Source organism: Alteromonas sp. MmMcT2-2 (assembly GCF_022348305.1).
Classification (GTDB): Bacteria; Pseudomonadota; Gammaproteobacteria; order Enterobacterales; family Alteromonadaceae; genus Alteromonas; species Alteromonas macleodii.
Window position 1 is genome coordinate 1,727 of record NZ_JAKRFA010000030.1, and the last position, 20,949, is coordinate 22,675.

Below are 20,949 nucleotides of genomic sequence, written 5' to 3' on the forward strand. Positions count from 1 at the left end.
TTTGCCACACTTATAAGTAGTAACCCACCTCCGCAGCCATTTATTGGTGTGGTCTACAGAGGATTATGTCTTTTTAGAGGGGAAAATCCCTAGAACCCCATCTATAAACGGAAAGTTTTCGTATCCACTATTCATTGGTCGCCATTCAATACTGTGTTCGCTCTCAAATTTTTGAATAAAATGGCAGTGCCAATGTAACCGAGACGTTAAAGCGGCTAGGGAGCGACTCCATTGTTTTCTATCAGAATTCGGCAGTAACTTTTTCGTCTGCTTTTGATGTTGGACGCTTTGGTAAACTTGCTTAATTGATAGATTGCCCCATGCCAAGTAGGGACTTAAACGAGAACATGCCCGTCTTGCATATTCCGGCTTAGAAATATGTTGATGGTAGTATTGTCCTCTAGCATCGAAAAAATCTTTTAATACTTGCCAAGCACGCCTTTCACCGCCTGGCTGCATCTTGTTTAATTTTTTTAACTTGTCTAAAACATCCTGCCGATAATAATTCGCTTTCTCGCTACAATGAGTGCCGGTTTGATTAGTAATATGACAATCAAACAGACCAAGCTCATCTAAATTTTTGCAAGCAGTGTTGATGTTGTTATGCTGGGCCCAGTCGACCCAATTAACGCTATTTATATCAATATCATAGGTTTTCGTTGTAAAGTGACGATCCCAGTTTTGCTGCCATTGCTCACGGTGAGGCAAACCACGCATCACTGCGCCATACTGGGACTCAATATGGTTTATTTTCTTTTTCTTCAAATAGTTACTTACTAAAATGTCACGGTTATGCGTAACGCTCAACCCTATTTCTTGGTAACTCCTAACTGCTGAAATGGCGTAGTGCTGGGCAATAAGTTCGAGCGCATCAATAACTTCACAGTGTAAGGTCAGTAAACGGGCGCCTGAAGGCAACTGGGCGTTAATGTCGTCGATACTTTGCTGGATAAATTGCCAATGACGCATGTCCATATGCGGGTCGGCTATAAGGGAAGGCTCCCAACAAAAAAGCGGAAGAATGTTTTCGTTTTTTTCAACTGCACGGTAGAGAGGCTCGTGGTCTCGAAGACGAAGGTCACGTTTAAACCATATGACAGTGACCGATTGTTTAGAATGTACTGGAACCATACGACGAACTAACTACAACCACTTTTTACGAAATTGGCCGTCCGAATCATAAATCTCAGTCTGCTTTTGAAGGTTGAACTGTCTGTGGCCGCGAGGGTCGCTTCCAACACCAGCTAAGTAAAGCCAATTGCCCCAATTACTCCCCACATCGTAATCGATTAATTGATGCTCAAACCACGCTGCACCGTATCGCCAGTCCTGCCTTAGTTCGTGAACCAAACAGCTCGCAACCAGTTGCCTGCCTCGGTTTGACATATAGCCAGTTTCAGCGAGTTGTCGCATGCAAGCATCGACTATCGGATAACCGGTTTTTCCTTCGCACCATAACGCAAAGGTTTCCGGACAATGCTGTGTCGACGGCTTTTTACCCTGGATACCGCTAAAACGAAACCAATTGGCCCCGTATTTACACTGTAACCAATGAAAAAATTCGCGCCAAAGTAATTCAAAGTATATCCAATAAGTGGAATCGTTTTTTTCAACGGTTGCTTCAAACTGTTGAACTTGCCGAATGACTTCCCGTGCAGACAGCGACCCGTTCGCTAACCAGGCCGAAAGCTTGGTACTGTCTTGCCAAGTATCTAAAGCGTTCCTTGTGTCTTTATACGTTGCTGCAGCTTTCCAATCGAAGAGATAAGTATTTAAATGCGTCAGCGCTGCTGTTTCACCTCCAACAAACGATGATTGAGACGGGCTTGGTAAATCAGTATCAATGGCGAATAAAAAAGACTCATCTAATTGCGGTGTAAAAGGGCTTGGTAAGCTTTCCATGGGTGGATGGACAGATAATGGCTTACAGTGCTTTTCTACTTTTCTGCGAAACGGACTAAAAACGTCGGGCATCTCTTTTATGTTGAAAGGAAGGGTTTGTGCATCAAATAAGCCAAACGTCGGAGTTTCTATTACTGTTACCGAATCGAAAAAGCGCTTTACTGTATTTAATTGTGCTCTCTCATTAAAACCACAGTGCTCGCTTACCCCAAGGTGAGAATATGGTCCGGACTTCATCAATTGAACTAAACGCTCAGCAGGGTCGCCTTTGACAATGAGCAAATCATGTCCGAGCTTAGCTAATTGCCGTTTTAAATCCACAAGTGTTTGAAGCAGGAATGTGTGCCTATGTTTCCCCATAGGCGCAAAACCATATGTCGTAGGTGTAAACGCTTTATCATCAAGAATATAAAGAAAAGTAACCTGCTGAACTGCTTCACACAGCGCAGAAATAGCAGCATTATCGTGAAGTCTAAGGTCATGTCGAAACCAATATAAACCTCGTTGATTGTTGTTCGTACGTTTTGTTTGTTGGTGGTGATTTATCATACTAATTTTGAGTACTTTTTTACTATTTCTACGGATCCTGAATCCGAGTTTTATCGTAGTACATGCAATACGAATAATATTAAGATTTGGCGCAATGCCTGAGGAAAAAAAGTGACCGTTCCCGTTAGTATAATGTGGTTCAGACAAGACCTTCGTGTAAAAGACAATCCGGCCTTAAACGCTGCCTGTGATATGGGAAAAATAGTACCCATCTACATATATGATGACACTGCACCTAATGGCAGAGAGCCTGGGGGGGCAAGTAAATGGTGGCTGCATCATTCACTCTCGTCGCTCAATAAACGCTTGAACGGACATTTACAAATATTTAAGGGTGACCCACAGACACTTATTCCAAAGTTAATGAAATCATTTAACGCTAAAGGTATCTTTTGGAATCGGTGCTATGAGCCATGGCAAATAAACCGCGATAAAACGATCAAGAAAACCTTAATCGAGCATGATTATGAAGCCCATAGCTGTAACGGCAGCTTACTATGGGAGCCAATGAAAGTATTAAAGAAAGACGGTACACCGTATCGCGTATTTACACCCTACTACAAGAAGGGCTGCCTGCAGGTTGAAGAGCCTCGTTATCCCAAAGCACCACCCGCACGTATTACTTATGCGGATGTCGACAACGACAGCGATGGATTAACATCGCTAGATTTACTCCCTTCCATCAACTGGGATGCAACCATTGAAAAAGAGTGGTCACCAGGCGAAGACGGCGCCGCTGATAATTTAGCTGACTTTATTGAAAATTCAGCACGTAAATACAAAGACGGCAGAGACATACCGTCAGCCAATGGGACATCGCGTTTGTCGCCGCATTTACACTTTGGTGAAGTGTCTCCAAATCAAGTTTGGTACGCGATAAAAGACCAGTTTGGAAATAGTGAAAACAAAAGCATTGAAACCTACTTGAGTGAGTTAGGTTGGCGCGAGTTCAGCTATTATTTGCTGTTCCATTTTCCTACTTTGCCTAATAAGAACTTCAACGAAAAGTTCGATAAGTTTCCTTGGCGCACAGATGCGAAAGCGCTCAAAGCGTGGCAAAAGGGAAATACAGGCATTCCTATCGTAGACGCTGGCATGCGCGAACTGTGGCAAACGGGCTACATGCATAATCGAGTTCGCATGATTGTGGGCTCGTTTTTAGTGAAAAATCTATTACTCAGTTGGCATGAAGGCGAGCGATGGTTTTGGGATACATTGTTGGATGCCGACCTTGCGAGTAACAGTGCTAGTTGGCAATGGGTTGCGGGTTCTGGCGCTGATGCTGCGCCTTACTTCAGAATATTTAACCCAATACTACAAGGCGAAAAATTTGATAAAAAGGGCAACTATGTGCGTAAGTATTGCCCTGAATTGAACAAGCTGTCAGACAAGTATATCCATAAGCCATGGGAAGCCCCTTCGGCGATATTGAAAGATGCAGGTATAGAACTTGGTAAGGAATACCCAAAACCTATTGTTGATTTAAAAGCATCGCGTCAACGCGCGCTAGACGCATTCCAAACATTAAAAGAGTAGGGTATGGCAGCACTCATTTTAGTTTTAGGCGATCAGCTTACCGAGACGTTGCCAGCGATTGCTAACGCAGTAAAAAGCAAAGACACAATCTTGATGGCCGAAGTCCGTGAAGAAGCCACCTACGTTAAGCACCATAAGAAGAAGATAGCGTTTTTGTTTAGCGCAATGCGTCATTTTGAAAAAGCGTTGCGAGACGACAATTTTAACGTTAACTATGTTCATTATAGCGACACAAACAATCAGGGCGATTTGCTCGCTCAGGTTAAGCATGAACTTAACGGAAATGATTTTGACGAAGTAAAGGTGACTATGCCCGGAGAGTACCGCTTACTCAAAAGCATGGAGCAATGGGAAAACGTGCTTGGCATACCCGTTAGTATATGTGATGACAATCGCTTTTTATCGTCCCCACAAGAATTCACGGATTGGGCTGAAGGCAAGAAACAACTTCGAATGGAGTTTTTTTACCGTGAGATGCGTCGCAAACACAACGTGCTCATGGAAGGAAAAAATCCCATTGGCGGTAAGTGGAATTACGATGCCCAGAATCGCGAAGCAATGCCTGAAACCCAGAGAGTACCGAAGCATTCTACGTTTGAGATTGATGACATTACTTCGAAAGTTATTGAGCTCGTAAAAAGCGAGTTTAGCGATCATTTTGGCGATATCAATCACTTCCACTTTGCGGTAACTCGAAAAGACGCACTCAGCGTATTGAATACTTTTATAGAAGAAAGATTACCTAACTTTGGTCAGTATCAAGATGCCATGGTGGAAGGCAAGCCTTGGCTTTATCATTCACATATCGCGTTTTATTTGAACTGCGGTTTACTGACGCCAAAAGAAGCCATTCATGCAGCCGAGCAAGCTTACCATGCAGGGCAAGTTCCACTGAATTCTGCTGAAGGGTTCATTCGCCAGATTCTGGGCTGGCGGGAGTATGTTAGAGGGTTCTACTGGCACTTTATGCCAAATCTAAAAACCGATAACTACTTCAATAACAGCCGCGCATTGCCCTCGTTCTTTTGGGACGCCCAGACGAATATGAACTGCATGCGCCAGTGTATTAAAGAAACGCAGCAGAACGCTTATGCCCACCACATACAAAGATTGATGGTTATTGGTAATTTTAGTCTTTTAACTGAACTTAGCCCTGAGGAAGTGCAGGCATGGTATCTGTTAGTGTATGCCGACGCATATGAATGGGTTGAACTTCCTAATGTTGCGGGCATGATTTTGTACAGCGATGGAGGTAACCTAGCAAGTAAGCCGTACGTCGCAAGCGGAAGCTACATCAACAAGATGAGCAATTACTGCAAAAATTGCGGATACCAAGTTTCTAAAAAGACCGGACCAAAAGCGTGCCCGTTTAACTACTTATACTGGCACTTTATTGACAAACACAAGGAAAAATTGAGCAACAATCACCGCATGGCCATGATCTATAAAACCTACGGGCGAATGAAAGAAGAAAATATCGAAACTATGAAGCAAGATGCCTCAACATTCCTGACTAAGCTAACGAAAAATGAAGAAGTCTGATTTACCCACCAAAATTTGTCCGGTTTGTCAGAGACCATTTACTTGGCGCAAAAAATGGGAAAAGAACTGGGAAAATGTACGTTATTGCTCAAAACGTTGCTCAGGAAATAGAAAACCACTGAAAGCAAATGAATGATAGTAGTATACGTTTTTATCAAAGGTAACGCTTCTTTATGACTTGGCCAGGTTAATCATTTGTTTCTTACAGTACGTATAACGCATAGTGAACATACAAGGAGAGTGTTGTGGAAGCACCGATTACCGTAGATAGACTGCGTTTCCTTTTATACAGTGTAAAAGAAAAGCTTTGGGTAAAACCTCTTGGCTTTTGTTTGCTCTCAATATTTGCTGTATTCGTCGCTAAAGTAGCAGACGGGACTTCATTGGCTGAGCATATTCCTGAAATAAAACCCGAATCAGTTGAAACACTGCTTTCAATTATGGCATCTAGCATGATGGTGATCGCCACGTTTTCTGCAGGTACCATGGTTAATGCTTATGCTTCGGCCAGTCAGTCGTCAACGCCGCGTTCTCTAAGCCTTATAATATCCGATGATGTATCACAAAATGCTCTGTCAGTTTTCATAGGCGCATTTATCTATAGTGCTGTAGCGCTTACTGCAATGACTCAAGCTTTTTTCGATGAAGCCGGGCTTTTCATTTTATTTTGTCTAACCTGTCTGGCTTTTTCGATAGTTATTTTAACTTTTATCCGGTGGGTAGACAGCGTTGCACGATTAGGGCGCGTGGGGTCAACGTTATTAAAAGTGGAGCACGCCACGACACGCGCAATTAAAAATAGAATAGATATGCCGTGCTTAGGCGCAGTACCGCAAGAGCAAATAAAAGAGCAGGGGACGCATGCCATTTATACTAAACAAGTGGGCTATATTCAGCTTATAGACATTGCCAAGCTGCAACACTGGGCTGATAAAAACGACGGTTTTATCAATGTTGCCATGTTACCCGGTGAGTTTGTTTCACCAGAGCGTGCCATAGCATATTCAAATAAAAAGGTAGTATCAGATGAAATTGTTGACGCATTTACTATAGGTGAAGCCAGATCCTTTGAGGCTGATCCTCGCTTTGGCTTTATCGTACTAGCCGAAATTGCATCTCGTGCATTATCGCCATCGGTTAATGACCATGGTACTGCAATAAATACCATTAGCAGCATTACACGCCTTATGTTGTTGTGGCACAAGCCCAAATCCGAAACTGAAACCGAAAACTCACAAAGCGATAGCGCTCAGCATGAGGAGTTTAAATATAACCGCATTTCATTGCCTGCGTTAAATGTGAATGATCTTTTTGACGATGCGTACACCAGCATTGCCCGTGATGGTGCTGCTAATATTGAAGTTGCTATCCGAATACAAAAGTCACTAAAAACAATTAAAGCGTGCTTTAAAGATGAAGGTACAGGCATAGAAAGAGATTTTGTTGAGGCGGCGTCTAAGTTAGCGAAGCAAAGTTACGAACGTGCAAAGTTGGCATTGGATTACGAAGACGATATTAAGCGAATTGAGCGCGTTTATAATGATAACTAAACCTGTAATTTATTACTGCCAAAATCACTGCTAAAAATACTTAAAGTAAACAGCTAGCCAGTCTATATAATCTCTGCATACCACAAACCATGTAATCTACGTAAATGATCGATCGAGTTTCTTTTTGTAGTTAATCAGATTAAATCTGATTAACTACAACTCAGATAAACACAGCAACATTTTAAATAGCTAAAAATCCACATTTAAAAAATTAAAGTCTAGTAGAAAAATACAAAGACTGCGTCTTTCTGTTTGTTAGTTATACCCATAATTAATCAAAAAACTAACGTGACGCTACGTGAATGAAAATACATTTTGCGAGGTGTAGTGCTACAGATTTCACGTAGCGCACGATTTATAAATTCCATGTCTAAATCCAAAGTTCATAGCAACTTTCAATAGAAACTACTGACACAATTGAAGCAAGTGCGGTAACGCTGAGGCACAAAAATAGCTGCCACGCATAAAAGTCTGTAAGTAATCACAGCCAACAAAACATCCGAATAAAGTGACATTTTCGCCCTAATCGTCCATATACATAATTGCGCATAATGTATATTATGTTAAATAGAGCATCAAAATTGATGGTGAATGAGCCAGATGGAGCTTTGCCAGATGCTTTACGCTATCCTTCTCGTAATATTTAGGTATTCGTAAGGTTTAATGACAACTAGCACAGATAAATAATAGACTTAATCATGTTCCTAAAAACATTTATCAGGCTTTATTCTTCTTTGCTTTTTATAATGAATGTACAGCCAGTAATATTAATTATTAACTCAATCAGCCAAAGGCTTAACGCTGATGAATTAAATAAAGGCTCCTAATTATTTCTAAAATAAGACGACTAGTTGTAAGGTTAAGGTTTTTCTAACATTTAGCGTTACATGTAATAATTACGGCCCGTAAAACTCATTTATTGATTACTCTTTATTTGAAATATCATCAATTATCTATACTTCTTATTAAATTAAACATCGTGCATGGAGACCGTTCGTTGTTTTAAAGTTGGGTGGCGTGGATAGCACGTAGAATTAAAACATAATCGACGCGATGTTTATTGAATTCATATCTGCGTAGACGTCGTTTATTCGGCTACGTACCGTATCGACGTCTTATTATCGTCGTACTGTAGTCGACATTAGATAGGCGCTCTATGAAAAGCGTATAAAAAGCAAAGGTAATAACTTCTAGGTTATCGCCTATTCCGCTTTTGTAACGTTTATTTTTAACTCGTTTGGTTTTGAAAAATGTGCGATTAGCCAGCAAACATGTTGGAAGTAAATCATGTGAAGTACTTCTTTAATAAATAAGCTCTTAGGGTGTTTTTTCATCACTTTTCAGCTTGTTTTTTAGGCGTCGCTACGTGAAATCTGAGCTCGCATTCGGGGTATTTACCTTGCAGATTTCACGTAGCGCACGATTTGAATTACACAAAAAACGTACTCTCTCAGCAGGCCACAAGCCTTATCTCGCGATATGGTTTGGAATAATTACGAGATAGGCCAACAATTGACGGCATTGAAACACCCAAACTGTTTATTTATACAGTAATGTGATAGAGTAGCACTGTACTTGAGATTACAATAGTAAAGCGCTTTGTGGAGTGATGAATGGATTAGTGCGTAACTTCACGCATGATAATTACAGTTATCATGCGTGAATATTGTTATATATCAATAGCTTATCAAGTTCTGTTAAAACTAGCATAATAGTCACAATAATGTCTTCACCAGGTTGCTCAATGCCCTCAAAAACTAATAGCTCATACCTGCTCACAACTCAATTAGTTAGCAGCAACAGTGATAGCAGCTCACAGCCACAAGACTCAAGTAGCGCGACGGTTCCAGCTTTTGGTATCGAGTACTCTCGTGGTAAGCAGCACACGTCAGGTTCTGACGACCTAACAACAAGTCAATGTTCATCTTCTGATAAAAACGTTGAAAGCTATTATCAAGATATTTTTACCAAGCTTCCATACAACACACAACGGGCATACATTAGTGACTACAATGAGTTCGCAATTTTTTGTAAGCAAGCTGGATTAAGTGGCTTTAAGAACAACTTCGAACACAATGAGATCTGCATTAAACAATATGTTGAAGCGTTGTGTCGTTCTCCCCTAGCCTATAGAACCATTAAGCGTCGGTTATCTGCCCTTAGTAAATTTTTGGGCGTGGCTAAATTGCCAAACCCCATTATTAGATCTGCGTATCTAAGAGACTTTATCCGTTTATCGCTTATAGAGAATAGAAAGTTTCGCTTGTCTCACAAACAAGCGGTTCCGCTTACGATAGATATGCTTGAACAAATAAACAATGCAATTATTCCTGATTCTTTATTAGAGCTCCGCGACCTTGCAATCATTAACCTGATGTTTGATGCATTGCTTCGCGCTGATGAATTAGTTCGAGTTTGCATCGAGGATATATCTGCGCGTAATAACACGCTGTTGGTTGTTTCTTCGAAAAGCGACCAGTCTGGTCAAGGTCAATATCGCTATATTTCTTCCAGCACCATATCTATGGTTCAAGAGTATATTAACGAAGCTAATCTTGATCCAAAGACTAATGCAACCCGCCTTTCTTCAGATTTACGCGGGCTGCACAAAGGCGTTTTGTTTAGACGACTAACAAACCATAAAACAGCACTTTTGCCATTTGATGAGAACATTCCCAGCCATAAGGCAAATGTACTTAACTATTCGAGTGTCTACAGGATTTGGCAACGTATTGCTCAACGCGCAGGTATTAGCGAAAACATTACCCCTCATAGCGGTCGTGTTGGTGGTGCAGTTTCTCTAGCCGAAGATGGTGCATCGTTACCCGAGCTTCAACTGGCTGGAGGTTGGCAATCACCGGAAATGCCTGGGCATTATACAAAACAGGCTAACGTAAAGCGTGGTGGAATGGCTAAATTGTCGGCAAAACGGAAAAGATAAAGCTCATTAAATACAGTAACTTAATTAATAAAGGGTTACGCATAACCAGAGACATCAGTAACAATGTCTAATTCACCTACTCTCTTCATTCTTTTACCAATCTGAAACTGTATAACTCGCGTATCAAAAGGTAAATTTGCCTTAAACCTATATTAATGAATAGGTTTTCTAAGTTGGCAAACATTTTAGTAAAAGGAGTGAAATATGAGTAGCGGTATTGATACAAAGCATGGAAAATTACTCGCGGAAATGGTGGTTCCCTCGTCGTCATGGAATGTCCAACCCGAGAAACAAGACCCTTTCAAGTCACAAGAAGCAGCACTAGATTATTTAAACTCAAATAATGAGCCGTTATATCTCCACGTGCCATTAGCTCAATCTGATGATTACGTGAGAATCTGCGTAACTTCACGAGGCGATGATGTTGTTTTTACGATAAAAGATATCAATAACGGTGGTGAAACTTCATTGCATTATTCGCACATTAAAAACTTAGATAGCACAATTAGAACCTTAGTTTCAGAATGTTGTGACCAGAAAATCAAAGCCCTATAAGTTAGGGCTTTCTTTCCGCCTATAAATCGCAAATTGCACTACCAAAGAATGCTAATCCACGTAAAGCCGGCCATCATTAGGCTGATGAACACTGCTGCCGAGCCGATATCTTTAGCACGCCCTATTAATAAATGGATGTCTGTACTGACATGATCACAGAGTTTCTCAATAGCCGTGTTGAGTAGCTCAGTGATAAGCACTATCAGTAAAGATATCACCAGCAATATACGTTCTACATGCGTAACGTCGATGAAAAACGCTACAGGTGTCATTATCAATATTGCGAAAATTTCTTGTCTGACCGCAGCTTCACTTAAAAAGGCTGCTCGAAGCCCCTTAAGTGAATAGTAAGTGGCATAGAGTACGCGTAAAATACCTGTCCGTTTCGTTATCATGATAAGTAATTTTAAGATTAGTTACAGCCTTTCAAAACGTAACTGACCTTCATTACATCTACATGACGGCGAAGGTATTTATCATGGATATTTAAAGCATTTTCGACGCTAATCGCCGCATTAATTTATACTTTCACAGCTAGCACGTCTGTTTTAACACCATGTAGTACTGCATTGGCCGTTGACCCAAGTAACAAACGAAGACCGCTCTGGCCATGGGTGCCGACAACAATGAGATCTGCATTAATCTTTTCGGCCATATGGTGAATCTCATCAGCAGGAGAACCTATCTCTACATTGATGTGGCTGTAAGGTATATCATGTTTTGCGGCAACGTCTTTTAATTGCCTTAATGCCTGCTCTCTTACTTCCTCTGAAAAATCCCGTTCTAAAAATAGTCCGTAAGGCTCTACATTGGTTTGTGGATAAGCAACATACAGGAGGTGAATTTTGTGACTATTGCCCGCTATTGCAATGGCTTTCTCCACCACTAATTCGTAGTCAGAATAAATATCTATAGGTACTAAAATTGTCTCGTAACCTTGCATTGTGGCTGTCCTCAATTTTTGTTAGGTAGCAGTGCTTTTCTACCATACCGTTAACTAATTCCATTAAATAGTAGTGCTATACAAATAATTATTCTTTGAGCTAGGTCAATGATTAGTCTGCAGCCTCATTCATAATCAGTGTATACACATTAGTTCTAGCGAACGTTACGCATCTTTACCGTAAAAGAAAGAGGGAAATGAGTATGAAAACGGCAATAGTTGTTATAGCAACGCTTCTCCTTTTCGCCTGTGACCAGGGCGCGCAGTCACCTCGCGGCTTTAGCTTGCCCGAAGGTAATATGGAAAAAGGCTATTTGGTATTTAAAAAGTATCAGTGCCAAGACTGTCACAGAATTGCAGGAGAAAAAGAGTCCGACAATGCGCAATACCTAGTCGCGAAGCCTATTCCGTTGGGAGGCAGCAGTGGAAGAATTAAAACTTATGCAGAGTTGGTGACAAGTATTATTAACCCATCACACAAACTTACTCCTCGACAGCCTGCCAGTTTCACCAGCGAAGACGGTGTGTCATTAATGCGAGTTGTAAACGACGAGATAACCGTTTCCGAACTAATAGATTTAGTGGCGTATCTTCAGCCTAAATATAAAGTAACACCCTACAGGACTAGTGATTACCGCCTCTATCAACTGCGTATTCCAAGCGAGCAATCTAAAGATTAACTCGCAGTTTTAGGCATTAAAAATCGTTAAGCGTGACTCCACAATCGGTATTTGATTAGGAGTCATGGCTTAGTTTTTTTAAGATACCGCTTTCGTTTCTTGCTCTATTTCTGCCAATAAACTACAAGGCATAAAGCTTTCAGAATTTGCTTCTTTTAAGTGTAATTTAAATCTATCGGGAACGTCGTCGGTTAAGAAACTTCCTGTTTTAACTAACGGGAAAATTTCGTCGTAACGCGCAATATTACACTGATCTACTCGCCTAAATATATGGGTACGATTTAGTTCGCTAGTTCTCACATGTCCTGTAGAAGACAAGATATCCATCAGCGCATGAATAGTTTTTTTGTGAAAGCGGTACACGCGCTCGTACTTGTCTTCAACGTTTAAGCCCTTGGCAAGCTTGGGGTCTTGCGTTGCTACACCGGTCGGACATTTATTCGTATTGCATGACAGCGACTGAACACATCCAAGTGCCAACATCATTCCTCTGGCACTGTTACATAGATCGGCGCCTAAACTTAGATTTTTCGCTAACTGAAAAGCGGTAATGATTTTTCCAGAAGCAATGATTTTAATTTTGTCGCGAATACCAAAACCAGTGAGACAATCGTCAACAAACGCCAAGGCTTCACGCAGAGGAAATCCTATAGAGTTTGTGTACTCAAGGGGTGCGGCGCCGGTACCTCCTTCGCCCCCGTCTACCGTTATAAAATCTGGCGTTACGTCCTTCTCTACCATGGCTTTGCACATGGCAATAAACTCACTTTTTCTACCCAGCGCCAGCTTAATACCCACTGGTTTATATCCACTTAACTTGCTTAACTGACTAATAAAATCAACCATTTCTAAAGGCGTTGCAAACGCTTTATGTCTAGGGGGAGAATCAACTTGAGTTCCAGGCTCAACCCCTCTTATTTTAGCTATTTCAGGGGTATTTTTATACGCAGGTAAAATACCACCATGTCCAGGCTTAGCGCCCTGGCTTAGCTTTATTTCTATCATTTTTACATTGTCGAGTTTGGCTTTTTCTTCAAAAAGAACAGGATCGAAACCGCCATCTTTACTTCTACAACCAAAGTATCCCGTACCAATTTGCCAAACGATATCGCCACCATTTTCGAGGTGATATGGGGTTAGACCACCCTCACCTGTGTTATGGTAAAACCCGCCTTTTGCAGCACCTTTATTTAGCGCCAAAATGGCATTTTTTGACAAGCTTCCAAAGCTCATTGCGCTTATGTTAAGTATGCTTGCACGATACGGCTTTTTGCAATGAGGGCCACCTACCGTCACTCGGGGATCTTCATCCATGTCTTCCACTTCGCGAGCAGATAAAGAATGGCCAATCCACTCATAGCCATCTTTATACGTATCTAGCTGAGTACCGAAGGGAACAGTTTCTCTACTGTTTTTCGCACGTTGATAAACAATCGAACGAAACATGCGGGAAATAGGTGCTCCGCCAGTATCGGTTTCTATGATGTATTGCTGGATGTAAGGCCTTAGTCCCTCGACAGTCCATCGTACCCTGCCAATTAATGGAAAGTTCTTTAAAATGGCATGTTTTGTTTGGAAGGCATCATATAGACCAAAAATGAGTAGCGTGACTGATAAAAGTAAAAACCACCACACGGGCGCCCACAATACGCCAATCACCACATTGAAAGCGACCAGCAGGGTTAGCACAGTTAGAATTGTTAAACGCATTCAAAGTCCTTCTTTATTTTTGGTCATATCAAAACAAAATAATATGCCTACAACCCTGTTCAATACACCTGAAATCGGGAACTAGATTTACTTTAGCGGTAAATGACTGATTTAGGGGTTAAATATACTGAGCCGGCTTTTAGCTCAATTGGGTTACGCGTTACCAAAATATGCAATTACAATGCTTTTTTAGCTGCGAAAACAAGCCATTGCATGCTAGTCTAAAACCTTTCAATTAGCGAGTTGAGAGAGCGATTTGTAGCTATCACTGGTTAATAGATGATGTGACCTATACAAAGGTAACGGATTTTACGTTCAACATTTTCTGAAAGGTAATTCATGGAGTATGCATTTCTTCTTTTCGCATTTGTTTGCGGCTTAACGGTTAAACTTATTGGCATTCCTCCTTTAGTTGGCTACTTGGTAGCTGGCTTTTTATTAAATTTTGCAGGCTACACGCTCACTGAAGATTTAACCCAAATAGCCAACTTGGGCATCACCATTATGCTCTTCACCATCGGTCTGAAACTCAACATCCGCGATTTGAGTCGACGAGAAGTTTGGGCGGGAAGCGTTTCACATACCTTAGTATGGGTGGGCGTTATTACCTGTTGCGTCTATGCGATTGGTGCGGTTGCTGCAAATTTCGTTGATGGGCTTACATGGAAAAGTGCTGCGCTTATCGCTTTTGCCCTTAGTTTCAGTAGCACAGTGTGCGTGGTTAAAGTATTAGAAGAAAGTGGCGAAAGTAAAACCCGCCACGGACGCCTTGCCATTGGCATTTTGGTCATGCAAGACGTTTTTGCTGTTATCTTCCTTGTTGCAGCAACTGGAAAGCTCCCCTCTGTGTGGGCGCTAGCGTTGTTGGCCTTATTCCCAGCAATGCCAATCATAAACAAAATGATTAATAAGTCGGGCCACGGTGAACTGCTTCCGCTTACTGGCTTTATCCTCGCCTTAGGTGGCTATCACTTGTTTGAGCTGGTTAACATTAAAGGCGATCTTGGGGCACTAATCTTTGGAATCATGTTAGCGCAACATGAAAAGGCTTCGGAGCTAGCGAAGTCGCTGCTTAGTTTTAAGGATCTCTTCTTAATCGGCTTCTTCCTTACTATCGGTCTTACCGCCCTTCCCGATCTTAGTATGATTGTCCTAGCTATCGTGTTCTGCTTATTTATACCGTTAAAAGCAGCACTCTTTTTCGGCTTATTTACGTCACTTCGCCTTCGCGGTCGCACGGCTTACTTGAGCAGCTTGGTGCTTTCAAATTACAGTGAATTTGGGCTTATTGTTGGCGCACTAGCCGTTTCATTAGATTTATTGGCAAACTCTTGGTTAGTGGTGATTGCTTTAGCCGTATCTATTTCATTCGTTATTACCAGCGTGCTCTATCGCAATTCTCATTCTCAATATCACAATCATAAACACACCATTAAACGTTTTGAGAAAAACGAGCGCTTAAAAGAAGACATTTATCCTACTCTCCACAACGCGGAATTTTTAGTGTTGGGGATGGGACGAGTTGGTCGCGGTGCCTTCAATGCGTTATCTAAATTAAGTGATGTGAGCGTATGGGGAATGGACGCCGACCGAGTAAAAGTAAAAGAGTTATCAGACGAAGGCTTAAACGTAATATGCGGCGACGGTGAAGACGTCGATTTGTGGGATAATTTAGATATCAAACAAATTCAGCTTGTTTTGCTTGCTCTGCCTTCTATACAGGACGCAATAAACATCACACGTCAGCTTAAAAACGCGGGCTATGTTGGAAAAGTTGCAGCCATTGCACGATATGAGGATGAAGTATCACATCTATTAGAAAACGATGTAGATAAAGTCTTCAACTTCTTTACCGAAGCAGGGCTTGGTTTTGCTGAAGAAAGTCTTGCTTATGCGCATGCACAACAGTAATGCTGTTCTAAATGCGAACAATGGATGAATTGAGAAACGTTATCGTTTGTAAACAACTGTTTTACAAAGACTTTTTTGACATACAGTCAAATTTAGACTAAACTTCACGCAAATACGTTAATAGGGTTTACACAATGCAAGGTGATAAACAAGTTGTTGCAAAATTGAACGAAGTACTGACAAGTGAACTTACTTCGATAAATCAATACTTTCTGCACGCTCGTATGTTCAAAAACTGGGGTTTTTCTGAACTTAACGAAAAGAATTATAAAAAGTCTATCAAGGACATGAAGCAAGCGGATGATCTTATCGAGCGCATCTTATTCCTTGAGGGCCTTCCTAATCTTCAAGCGTTAGGCAAGCTTTATATCGGTGAAGATACCGTTGAAATGCTGTCATGTGATGCGCGTTTTCAAAAGGAACAGCTTCCACTACTTCGTGAAGCTATCGCGCTATGTGAAGAAAAGCAGGATTATGTTTCTCGTGATTTGCTTGAAGACCTTCTTGAATACGAAGAAGAGCACCTAGACTGGATTGAAACGCAAGAATACCAAATTGATGCTATGGGTATAGAAAACTACCTACAAGCGCAAGTAATGGGAGATGACTAATGAAAGGTAACCAAGCAATCATCAATGGCTTAAACGAACTACTCTCTTATGAGTTGGCCGCCATGGATCAGTATTTCATTCACTCTCAGATGTATCTTGATTGGGGGTTGAATAAGCTTTACGAACGCATCGATCATGAATTTGATGACGAGCGTGGACATGCAACTAAGTTAATTGAACGCATGCTGTTTTTAGAAGGTACGCCTGACATGACGAAGCGCACAGGCTTCAAAGTGGGTAAAGATGTACCTGAGATGCTAGAAAGCGATTTACGTGTTGAATATGAAGTTGATGCAAAGTTACGTGAAGTCATTGCGCTTTGTGAAACCGAGAAAGACTACGTAACTCGTGACATGCTAATTGTACTATTAGACGATACAGAGATGGATCACGCACACTGGCTAGAGCAGCAGCTTGGCCTTATTAAGCGACTAGGTATTCAAAACTACCTTCAGTCTCAAATGTAAGAAATAGCGTTCACGCTACAATTTACAGGTAATTAATGAAAAGCCGCTCTTTAAATAAAGAGCGGCCTTTTTTTGCTTGTTTACTCCCCTTTCTTTAGGGAGAGTCTTATTGCTTTTAATACAGTTACTGCTGTGTAACAAAATACAAATAGCTGGGGCTTTCTTTATCTTTAATATTTAGACGTAGCTGCCATTTCATAACTGGCTCACTACAGCTACCTAACATAAACCAACCTGACCATTTTCCTTCCCCGTCGTTATCTAACAGCACGGGAATTTTGCCCATATACATGTTTAACCCTTCAATCCATGCGCTCTCTATTTCCTCTCCCTCAGGAACTAAGAGCTTAACCGTTACTGACTCTTCGGCTTCAGGCATGGCTGAAAAAGTGGCAATTGCTAACCTGTCATCAATTAAGAATTCGCAAGTTTCATTGACAAAGTTGCAGCTGTTTCCTATTCCATTAACTACGCTCGTGTCTTTTAACACCGATGACTGGAATTTATGTGCAAGGTATACACACACGGCTACAACAATAATAGCCACTAATGGAAGCTGGGAATGTAAAATTTTTGATCGTTTATTGTTATCGTTATTTAGCATTTCTTAAATTTTGTGTATTTCTTCATTGACGGAGATCAAGCTTAAGTAGTTTATGGTATCTTTTTGTAATTAAAAACCTTATCATCCGCGTACCAACTGGCTTGGAGACAATAATTATTACTCTTTCCGAGCTCGGTGTGAAGCGTTATTCCTTAGCTGATACACGTCTCGACCGTACTATTCCGGCAGTTGGAGACCATAGTTCATTTGAAGTGGAAGATTCATTAAAATGAGTGAAATAAGCCAAGCACAACCTGACTACAATTATAAAGTAGTTAGGCAATTTACCATCATGACCATAGTCTGGGGTATCATTGGTATGGGCCTAGGGGTATTTATTGCCGCGCAGTTATTTGCACCTATGCTTAACTTTGACACACCATGGCTAACATTCTCACGTTTGCGTCCGTTGCACACTAACGCCGTTATTTTTGCCTTCGGCGGCTGTGCGCTATTTGCAACGTCGTACTACATCGTTCAGCGTACCTGCCAGGTAAGACTGTTCAGTGACAAACTTGCCGCATTTACCTTTTGGGGTTGGCAAGCCGTTATTGTTTTAGCTGTAATTACCCTACCTATGGGTTTAACCAGCACAAAAGAATACGCTGAACTAGAATGGCCAATTGATATCCTTTTGGCACTGGTTTGGGTCGCTTATATCATTAACTTCTTCGGAACCCTAGTAATCCGTAAAGTTTCGCACATTTATGTTGCAAACTGGTTTTTAGGCGCGTTCATGTTAACTGTTGCAATTCTTCATATTGGTAACAGCATGGCTATTCCGGTATCTTTCACTAAATCGTATTCACTGTATGCAGGCGCAGTAGACGCTATGATGCAGTGGTGGTACGGCCATAACGCGGTAGGCTTTTTCCTAACTGCGGGCTTCCTTGGTATGATGTATTACTTCGTACCTAAGCAAGCTGGCCGCCCGGTTTATTCATACAGACTTTCAATTGTCCACTTCTGGGCACTTATCTCTCTGTATATCTGGGCCGGTCCTCACCACCTTCACTACACTGCCCTACCAGACTGGACTCAGTCATTAGGTATGGTGATGTCTATTATCCTATTCGTTCCATCTTGGGGTGGTATGATTAACGGTATTATGACGCTATCTGGCGCGTGGCATAAACTTCGCACCGACCCAGTATTGCGTTTCCTTATCGTTTCATTGTCTTTCTACGGTATGTCTACCTTCGAAGGCCCAATGATGGCAATTAAGACCGTTAATGCACTATCTCACTACACTGACTGGACAATTGGTCACGTACACTCTGGTGCTCTAGGTTGGGTTGCAATGGTTTCAATTGGTTCAATTTACCACTTAATCCCAGTGCTATTCGGTCAGCGCGCTATGTATAGTACCAAGCTAGTTAACGTACATTTCTGGTTCGCAACTATCGGTGTTGTTCTATACATCGTAGCAATGTGGATGTCTGGTGTACTACAGGGTCTAATGTGGCGTGCGGTAAATGCTGACGGTACGTTAACCTATAGCTTTGTTGAGTCATTAGAAGCGTCTAAGCCTTTCTATGTGGTTCGTTTCATTGGTGGTTGTTTCGTGGTAGCAGGTATGCTTGTTATGGCATACAACACATGGAAAACCATTCGTGCACCTAAAGGCAGTATCGCTGCAGACCCAGCGACTCAGCCGGCGTAGTAAAGGAGACGAATAATGAAAAACGCACATGAGTTAATTGAAAAGAACGTCGGTCTGTTAACGGTATTAATCCTTATCGCTATCAGCTTCGGTGCCATGGTTCAAATTACGCCGTTGATGTTTCAACAGCAAACTATGGAACCGGTAAAAGGCTTACGTCCATATACCGCGCTTGAGCTTGAAGGCCGTGATATCTACATCCGTGAAGGTTGCGTAGGTTGTCACAGCCAGATGATCCGTCCATTCCGCGCTGAAACAGAGCGTTATGGTCACTACAGCGTTGCTGGCGAATCAGTATGGGAGCACCCCTTCCTTTGGGGTTCTAAGCGTACTGGTCCTGATCTAGCACGTGTTGGTGGTCGTTACAGCGACGAATGGCACCGAGTTCACCTGCTTAATCCTCGCAACGTAGTACCAGAGTCGAACATGCCAGGCTTTCCTTGGCTTGCGGAAAACACGCTTGATGGTGAGTTAACAGCTAAAAAAATGGAAGTATTCCGTGGATTTGGCGTTCCGTATACCGACGAAGATATCGCGGGCGCGAAAGCGGCAGTACAGGGTAAAACGGAAATGCAAGCCCTTATTGCTTATCTACAATCTCTTGGCACACATTTGAAATAATATGGACCAGGGAATTGTAGGCAGCATTTTTACTGTCATCGTCTTTGTAAGCTTCATCGGTGTTGTGTGGTGGGCATTTAGCAGCCGCAACAAGAAAAAATTCGATGAAGCGGCAAACCTAGTGTTTGCAGACGAAGAAAAAGAAAAATCAAAAGAAGATTAGCAGGAGTCTCGAACTCATGAGTATGTTTTGGACAATTTGGATTTCAGTGATAACTCTAGGGTTAATCATTGGTTGCTACTTCCTTCTACGCTGGACCCTTGCTAACAAGACCGGCGTACCTGAAGGTGAGTCAATGGGCCACAAATTCGATGGTATTGAGGAGTTGAACAATCAACTTCCTCGCTGGTGGACAATTATGTTCTACATGACCATCGTTTGGGGCTTTTTATACCTAGCGCTTTATCCTGGCTTAGGTGCGTTTGAAGGTATTTTGGGTTGGAAGAGCTCTAACCAAAATATTCAATCGCTAGAAGAGTCAGCTCAGGCGCGTATTGATGCTAAAGAGCAAGGCTACCTAGTAGAATATGACCGTGAACTAGATTTCGCTGCCGAGAAGTTCGATCCGATCTTCGAAGCGTATGCACAAGTTCCTGTTGAAGAACTGGCTAAAGACCCAGAAGCAAATAAAGTAGGTCAGCGTTTGTTCCTACAAAATTGCTCTCAGTGTCACGGTTCTGATGCACGTGGTCAAAATGGCGGCTTCCCTAACCTAACGGACAACGACTGGTTGTACGGTGGTTCAGGTGCGAAAATCGTTGAAACTCTTACGCTTGGTCGTAAAGCAGCTATGCCAGCATGGCTAGATGCTATGGGTGAAGACGGTATCGAAGAAGTGGTTAACTACGTACTTAGTTTAAGCGGTCGCGATGTGGACCCTCAGCTTGCAGAAGCAGGTAAAGCTCGTTTCGCAGCGTGTGCGGCTTGTCACGGTATGGACGGTAAAGGTAACCAAGCACTTGGTGCACCAAACCTTACTGACAATATCTGGCTATACGGCGGCAGCCACAGAGCGGTAACAGAAACGCTTACTTACGGTCGTAACGGTGTAATGCCTTCATTCAAGAAAACCTTGGGTGATGACAAAATTCACGTTGTTGCAGCGTATGTTTACAGCCTTTCAAATGATTAATGATTTAAATCATTAAATATCTTAAAAAGCC

Annotated in this window: 20 protein-coding genes and 1 pseudogene (1 of these 21 running past the window's edge); 14 read left to right on the top strand and 7 right to left on the bottom strand. The window is 41.9% G+C overall.

Annotated elements, in window-relative coordinates:
- The 3 genes and pseudogenes from MHM99_RS15410 to MHM99_RS15420 form a co-directional block, all read right to left on the bottom strand.
- Positions 1–44 (bottom strand): annotated as a pseudogene (locus MHM99_RS15410) (Tn3 family transposase) (its annotated part extends 1,726 nt beyond the left edge of the window); the annotation flags it as partial.
- Between the two features lie 19 nt (positions 45–63).
- The gene (locus tag MHM99_RS15415) at positions 64–1,131 is read right to left on the bottom strand and encodes a deoxyribodipyrimidine photo-lyase (protein WP_239220118.1); all 1,068 of its coding nucleotides are present in this window, start codon (positions 1,129–1,131) and stop codon (positions 64–66) included.
- Between the two features lie 12 nt (positions 1,132–1,143).
- Positions 1,144–2,451 (bottom strand): DASH family cryptochrome, encoded by a 1,308-nt coding sequence (locus MHM99_RS15420; RefSeq protein WP_168463618.1) that lies wholly within the window; start codon positions 2,449–2,451, stop codon positions 1,144–1,146.
- Between the two features lie 111 nt (positions 2,452–2,562).
- On the opposite strand from MHM99_RS15420, the gene MHM99_RS15425 reads away from it, so the two are divergent.
- The 6 genes from MHM99_RS15425 to MHM99_RS15450 all read left to right on the top strand — a co-directional run bounded on the left by MHM99_RS15425 (position 2,563) and on the right by MHM99_RS15450 (position 10,575).
- Positions 2,563–3,987, top strand: a complete 1,425-nt coding sequence (locus MHM99_RS15425; protein WP_168463617.1) for a deoxyribodipyrimidine photo-lyase — start codon at positions 2,563–2,565, stop codon at positions 3,985–3,987.
- A gap of 3 nt (positions 3,988–3,990) precedes the next feature.
- Positions 3,991–5,529, top strand: coding sequence for a cryptochrome/photolyase family protein (locus tag MHM99_RS15430; RefSeq protein ID WP_168463616.1), 1,539 nt, complete (start codon positions 3,991–3,993; stop codon positions 5,527–5,529).
- A complete protein-coding gene (locus MHM99_RS15435; protein WP_081099375.1) occupies positions 5,516–5,665 on the top strand; it encodes a DUF2256 domain-containing protein in 150 nt (49 codons plus the stop codon). The genes MHM99_RS15430 and MHM99_RS15435 overlap by 14 nt, the downstream gene beginning before the upstream one ends.
- A 109-nt stretch (positions 5,666–5,774) precedes the next feature.
- The gene (locus MHM99_RS15440) at positions 5,775–7,079 is read left to right on the top strand and encodes a DUF2254 domain-containing protein (protein WP_168463615.1); all 1,305 of its coding nucleotides are present in this window, start codon (positions 5,775–5,777) and stop codon (positions 7,077–7,079) included.
- A 1,744-nt stretch (positions 7,080–8,823) separates the two neighbouring features.
- Positions 8,824–10,020: a tyrosine-type recombinase/integrase gene (locus MHM99_RS15445; protein ID WP_049588203.1), complete on the top strand. Its 1,197-nt coding sequence runs from the start codon at positions 8,824–8,826 to the stop codon at positions 10,018–10,020.
- A 204-nt stretch (positions 10,021–10,224) separates the two neighbouring features.
- Positions 10,225–10,575 carry a hypothetical protein gene (locus MHM99_RS15450; protein WP_014949580.1) on the top strand — a complete coding sequence of 117 codons (351 nt, stop codon included), beginning with the start codon at positions 10,225–10,227 and terminating at the stop codon, positions 10,573–10,575.
- A 38-nt stretch (positions 10,576–10,613) separates the two neighbouring features.
- Here MHM99_RS15450 and MHM99_RS15455 read toward each other — a convergent pair whose 3' ends face one another.
- Together MHM99_RS15455 and MHM99_RS15460 are read right to left on the bottom strand one after the other, a co-directional pair.
- Positions 10,614–10,970, bottom strand: a complete 357-nt coding sequence (locus tag MHM99_RS15455) for a diacylglycerol kinase (RefSeq protein ID WP_014976618.1) — start codon at positions 10,968–10,970, stop codon at positions 10,614–10,616.
- A gap of 125 nt (positions 10,971–11,095) precedes the next feature.
- Positions 11,096–11,518, bottom strand: a complete 423-nt coding sequence (locus MHM99_RS15460; RefSeq protein WP_014949582.1) for a universal stress protein — start codon at positions 11,516–11,518, stop codon at positions 11,096–11,098.
- Between the two features lie 203 nt (positions 11,519–11,721).
- Between MHM99_RS15460 and MHM99_RS15465 the strand changes: the two genes are divergently transcribed.
- The gene (locus MHM99_RS15465; protein ID WP_049588205.1) at positions 11,722–12,198 is read left to right on the top strand and encodes a c-type cytochrome; all 477 of its coding nucleotides are present in this window, start codon (positions 11,722–11,724) and stop codon (positions 12,196–12,198) included.
- Positions 12,199–12,276: 78 nt separating this feature from the next.
- Here the strand turns inward: MHM99_RS15465 and MHM99_RS15470 are convergent, their stop codons facing one another.
- Positions 12,277–13,908: an FMN-binding glutamate synthase family protein gene (locus MHM99_RS15470; RefSeq protein ID WP_239220119.1), complete on the bottom strand. Its 1,632-nt coding sequence runs from the start codon at positions 13,906–13,908 to the stop codon at positions 12,277–12,279.
- Positions 13,909–14,247: 339 nt separating this feature from the next.
- Here MHM99_RS15470 and MHM99_RS15475 point away from each other — a divergent pair, with 339 nt between their 5' ends.
- The 3 genes from MHM99_RS15475 (at position 14,248) to bfr (MHM99_RS15485) (ending at position 16,897) form a co-directional block, all read left to right on the top strand.
- Positions 14,248–15,819, top strand: coding sequence for a cation:proton antiporter family protein (locus tag MHM99_RS15475; protein ID WP_049588210.1), 1,572 nt, complete (start codon positions 14,248–14,250; stop codon positions 15,817–15,819).
- Positions 15,820–15,953: 134 nt separating this feature from the next.
- Positions 15,954–16,430, top strand: a complete 477-nt coding sequence (gene bfr, locus MHM99_RS15480; RefSeq protein ID WP_014949586.1) for a bacterioferritin — start codon at positions 15,954–15,956, stop codon at positions 16,428–16,430.
- On the top strand, positions 16,430–16,897 hold the full coding sequence (gene bfr / locus MHM99_RS15485) for a bacterioferritin (protein ID WP_014949587.1): 468 nt from the start codon (positions 16,430–16,432) through the stop codon (positions 16,895–16,897). The genes bfr (MHM99_RS15480) and bfr (MHM99_RS15485) overlap by 1 nt, the downstream gene beginning before the upstream one ends.
- A 124-nt stretch (positions 16,898–17,021) precedes the next feature.
- Here the strand turns inward: bfr (MHM99_RS15485) and MHM99_RS15490 are convergent, their stop codons facing one another.
- Entirely contained in the window at positions 17,022–17,501 is a 480-nt protein-coding gene (locus tag MHM99_RS15490; protein WP_049588213.1) for a hypothetical protein, read from the bottom strand.
- 229 nt (positions 17,502–17,730) lie between these two features.
- On the opposite strand from MHM99_RS15490, the gene ccoN reads away from it, so the two are divergent.
- Genes ccoN through ccoP form a run of 4 tightly spaced genes read left to right on the top strand, consistent with a single transcriptional unit; the run spans position 17,731 to position 20,918 of the window.
- Positions 17,731–19,164 carry a cytochrome-c oxidase, cbb3-type subunit I gene (gene ccoN, locus MHM99_RS15495; RefSeq protein ID WP_049588214.1) on the top strand — a complete coding sequence of 478 codons (1,434 nt, stop codon included), beginning with the start codon at positions 17,731–17,733 and terminating at the stop codon, positions 19,162–19,164.
- Between the two features lie 15 nt (positions 19,165–19,179).
- Positions 19,180–19,785 carry a cytochrome-c oxidase, cbb3-type subunit II gene (ccoO, locus tag MHM99_RS15500; protein ID WP_014979357.1) on the top strand — a complete coding sequence of 202 codons (606 nt, stop codon included), beginning with the start codon at positions 19,180–19,182 and terminating at the stop codon, positions 19,783–19,785.
- A gap of 1 nt (position 19,786) precedes the next feature.
- A complete protein-coding gene (locus MHM99_RS15505) occupies positions 19,787–19,948 on the top strand; it encodes a cbb3-type cytochrome c oxidase subunit 3 (RefSeq protein ID WP_014949591.1) in 162 nt (53 codons plus the stop codon).
- Between the two features lie 16 nt (positions 19,949–19,964).
- Complete coding sequence (gene ccoP / locus MHM99_RS15510; protein WP_039220102.1) at positions 19,965–20,918, top strand: cytochrome-c oxidase, cbb3-type subunit III; 954 nt, start codon at positions 19,965–19,967, stop codon at positions 20,916–20,918.
- Positions 20,919–20,949 lie beyond the last annotated feature (31 nt).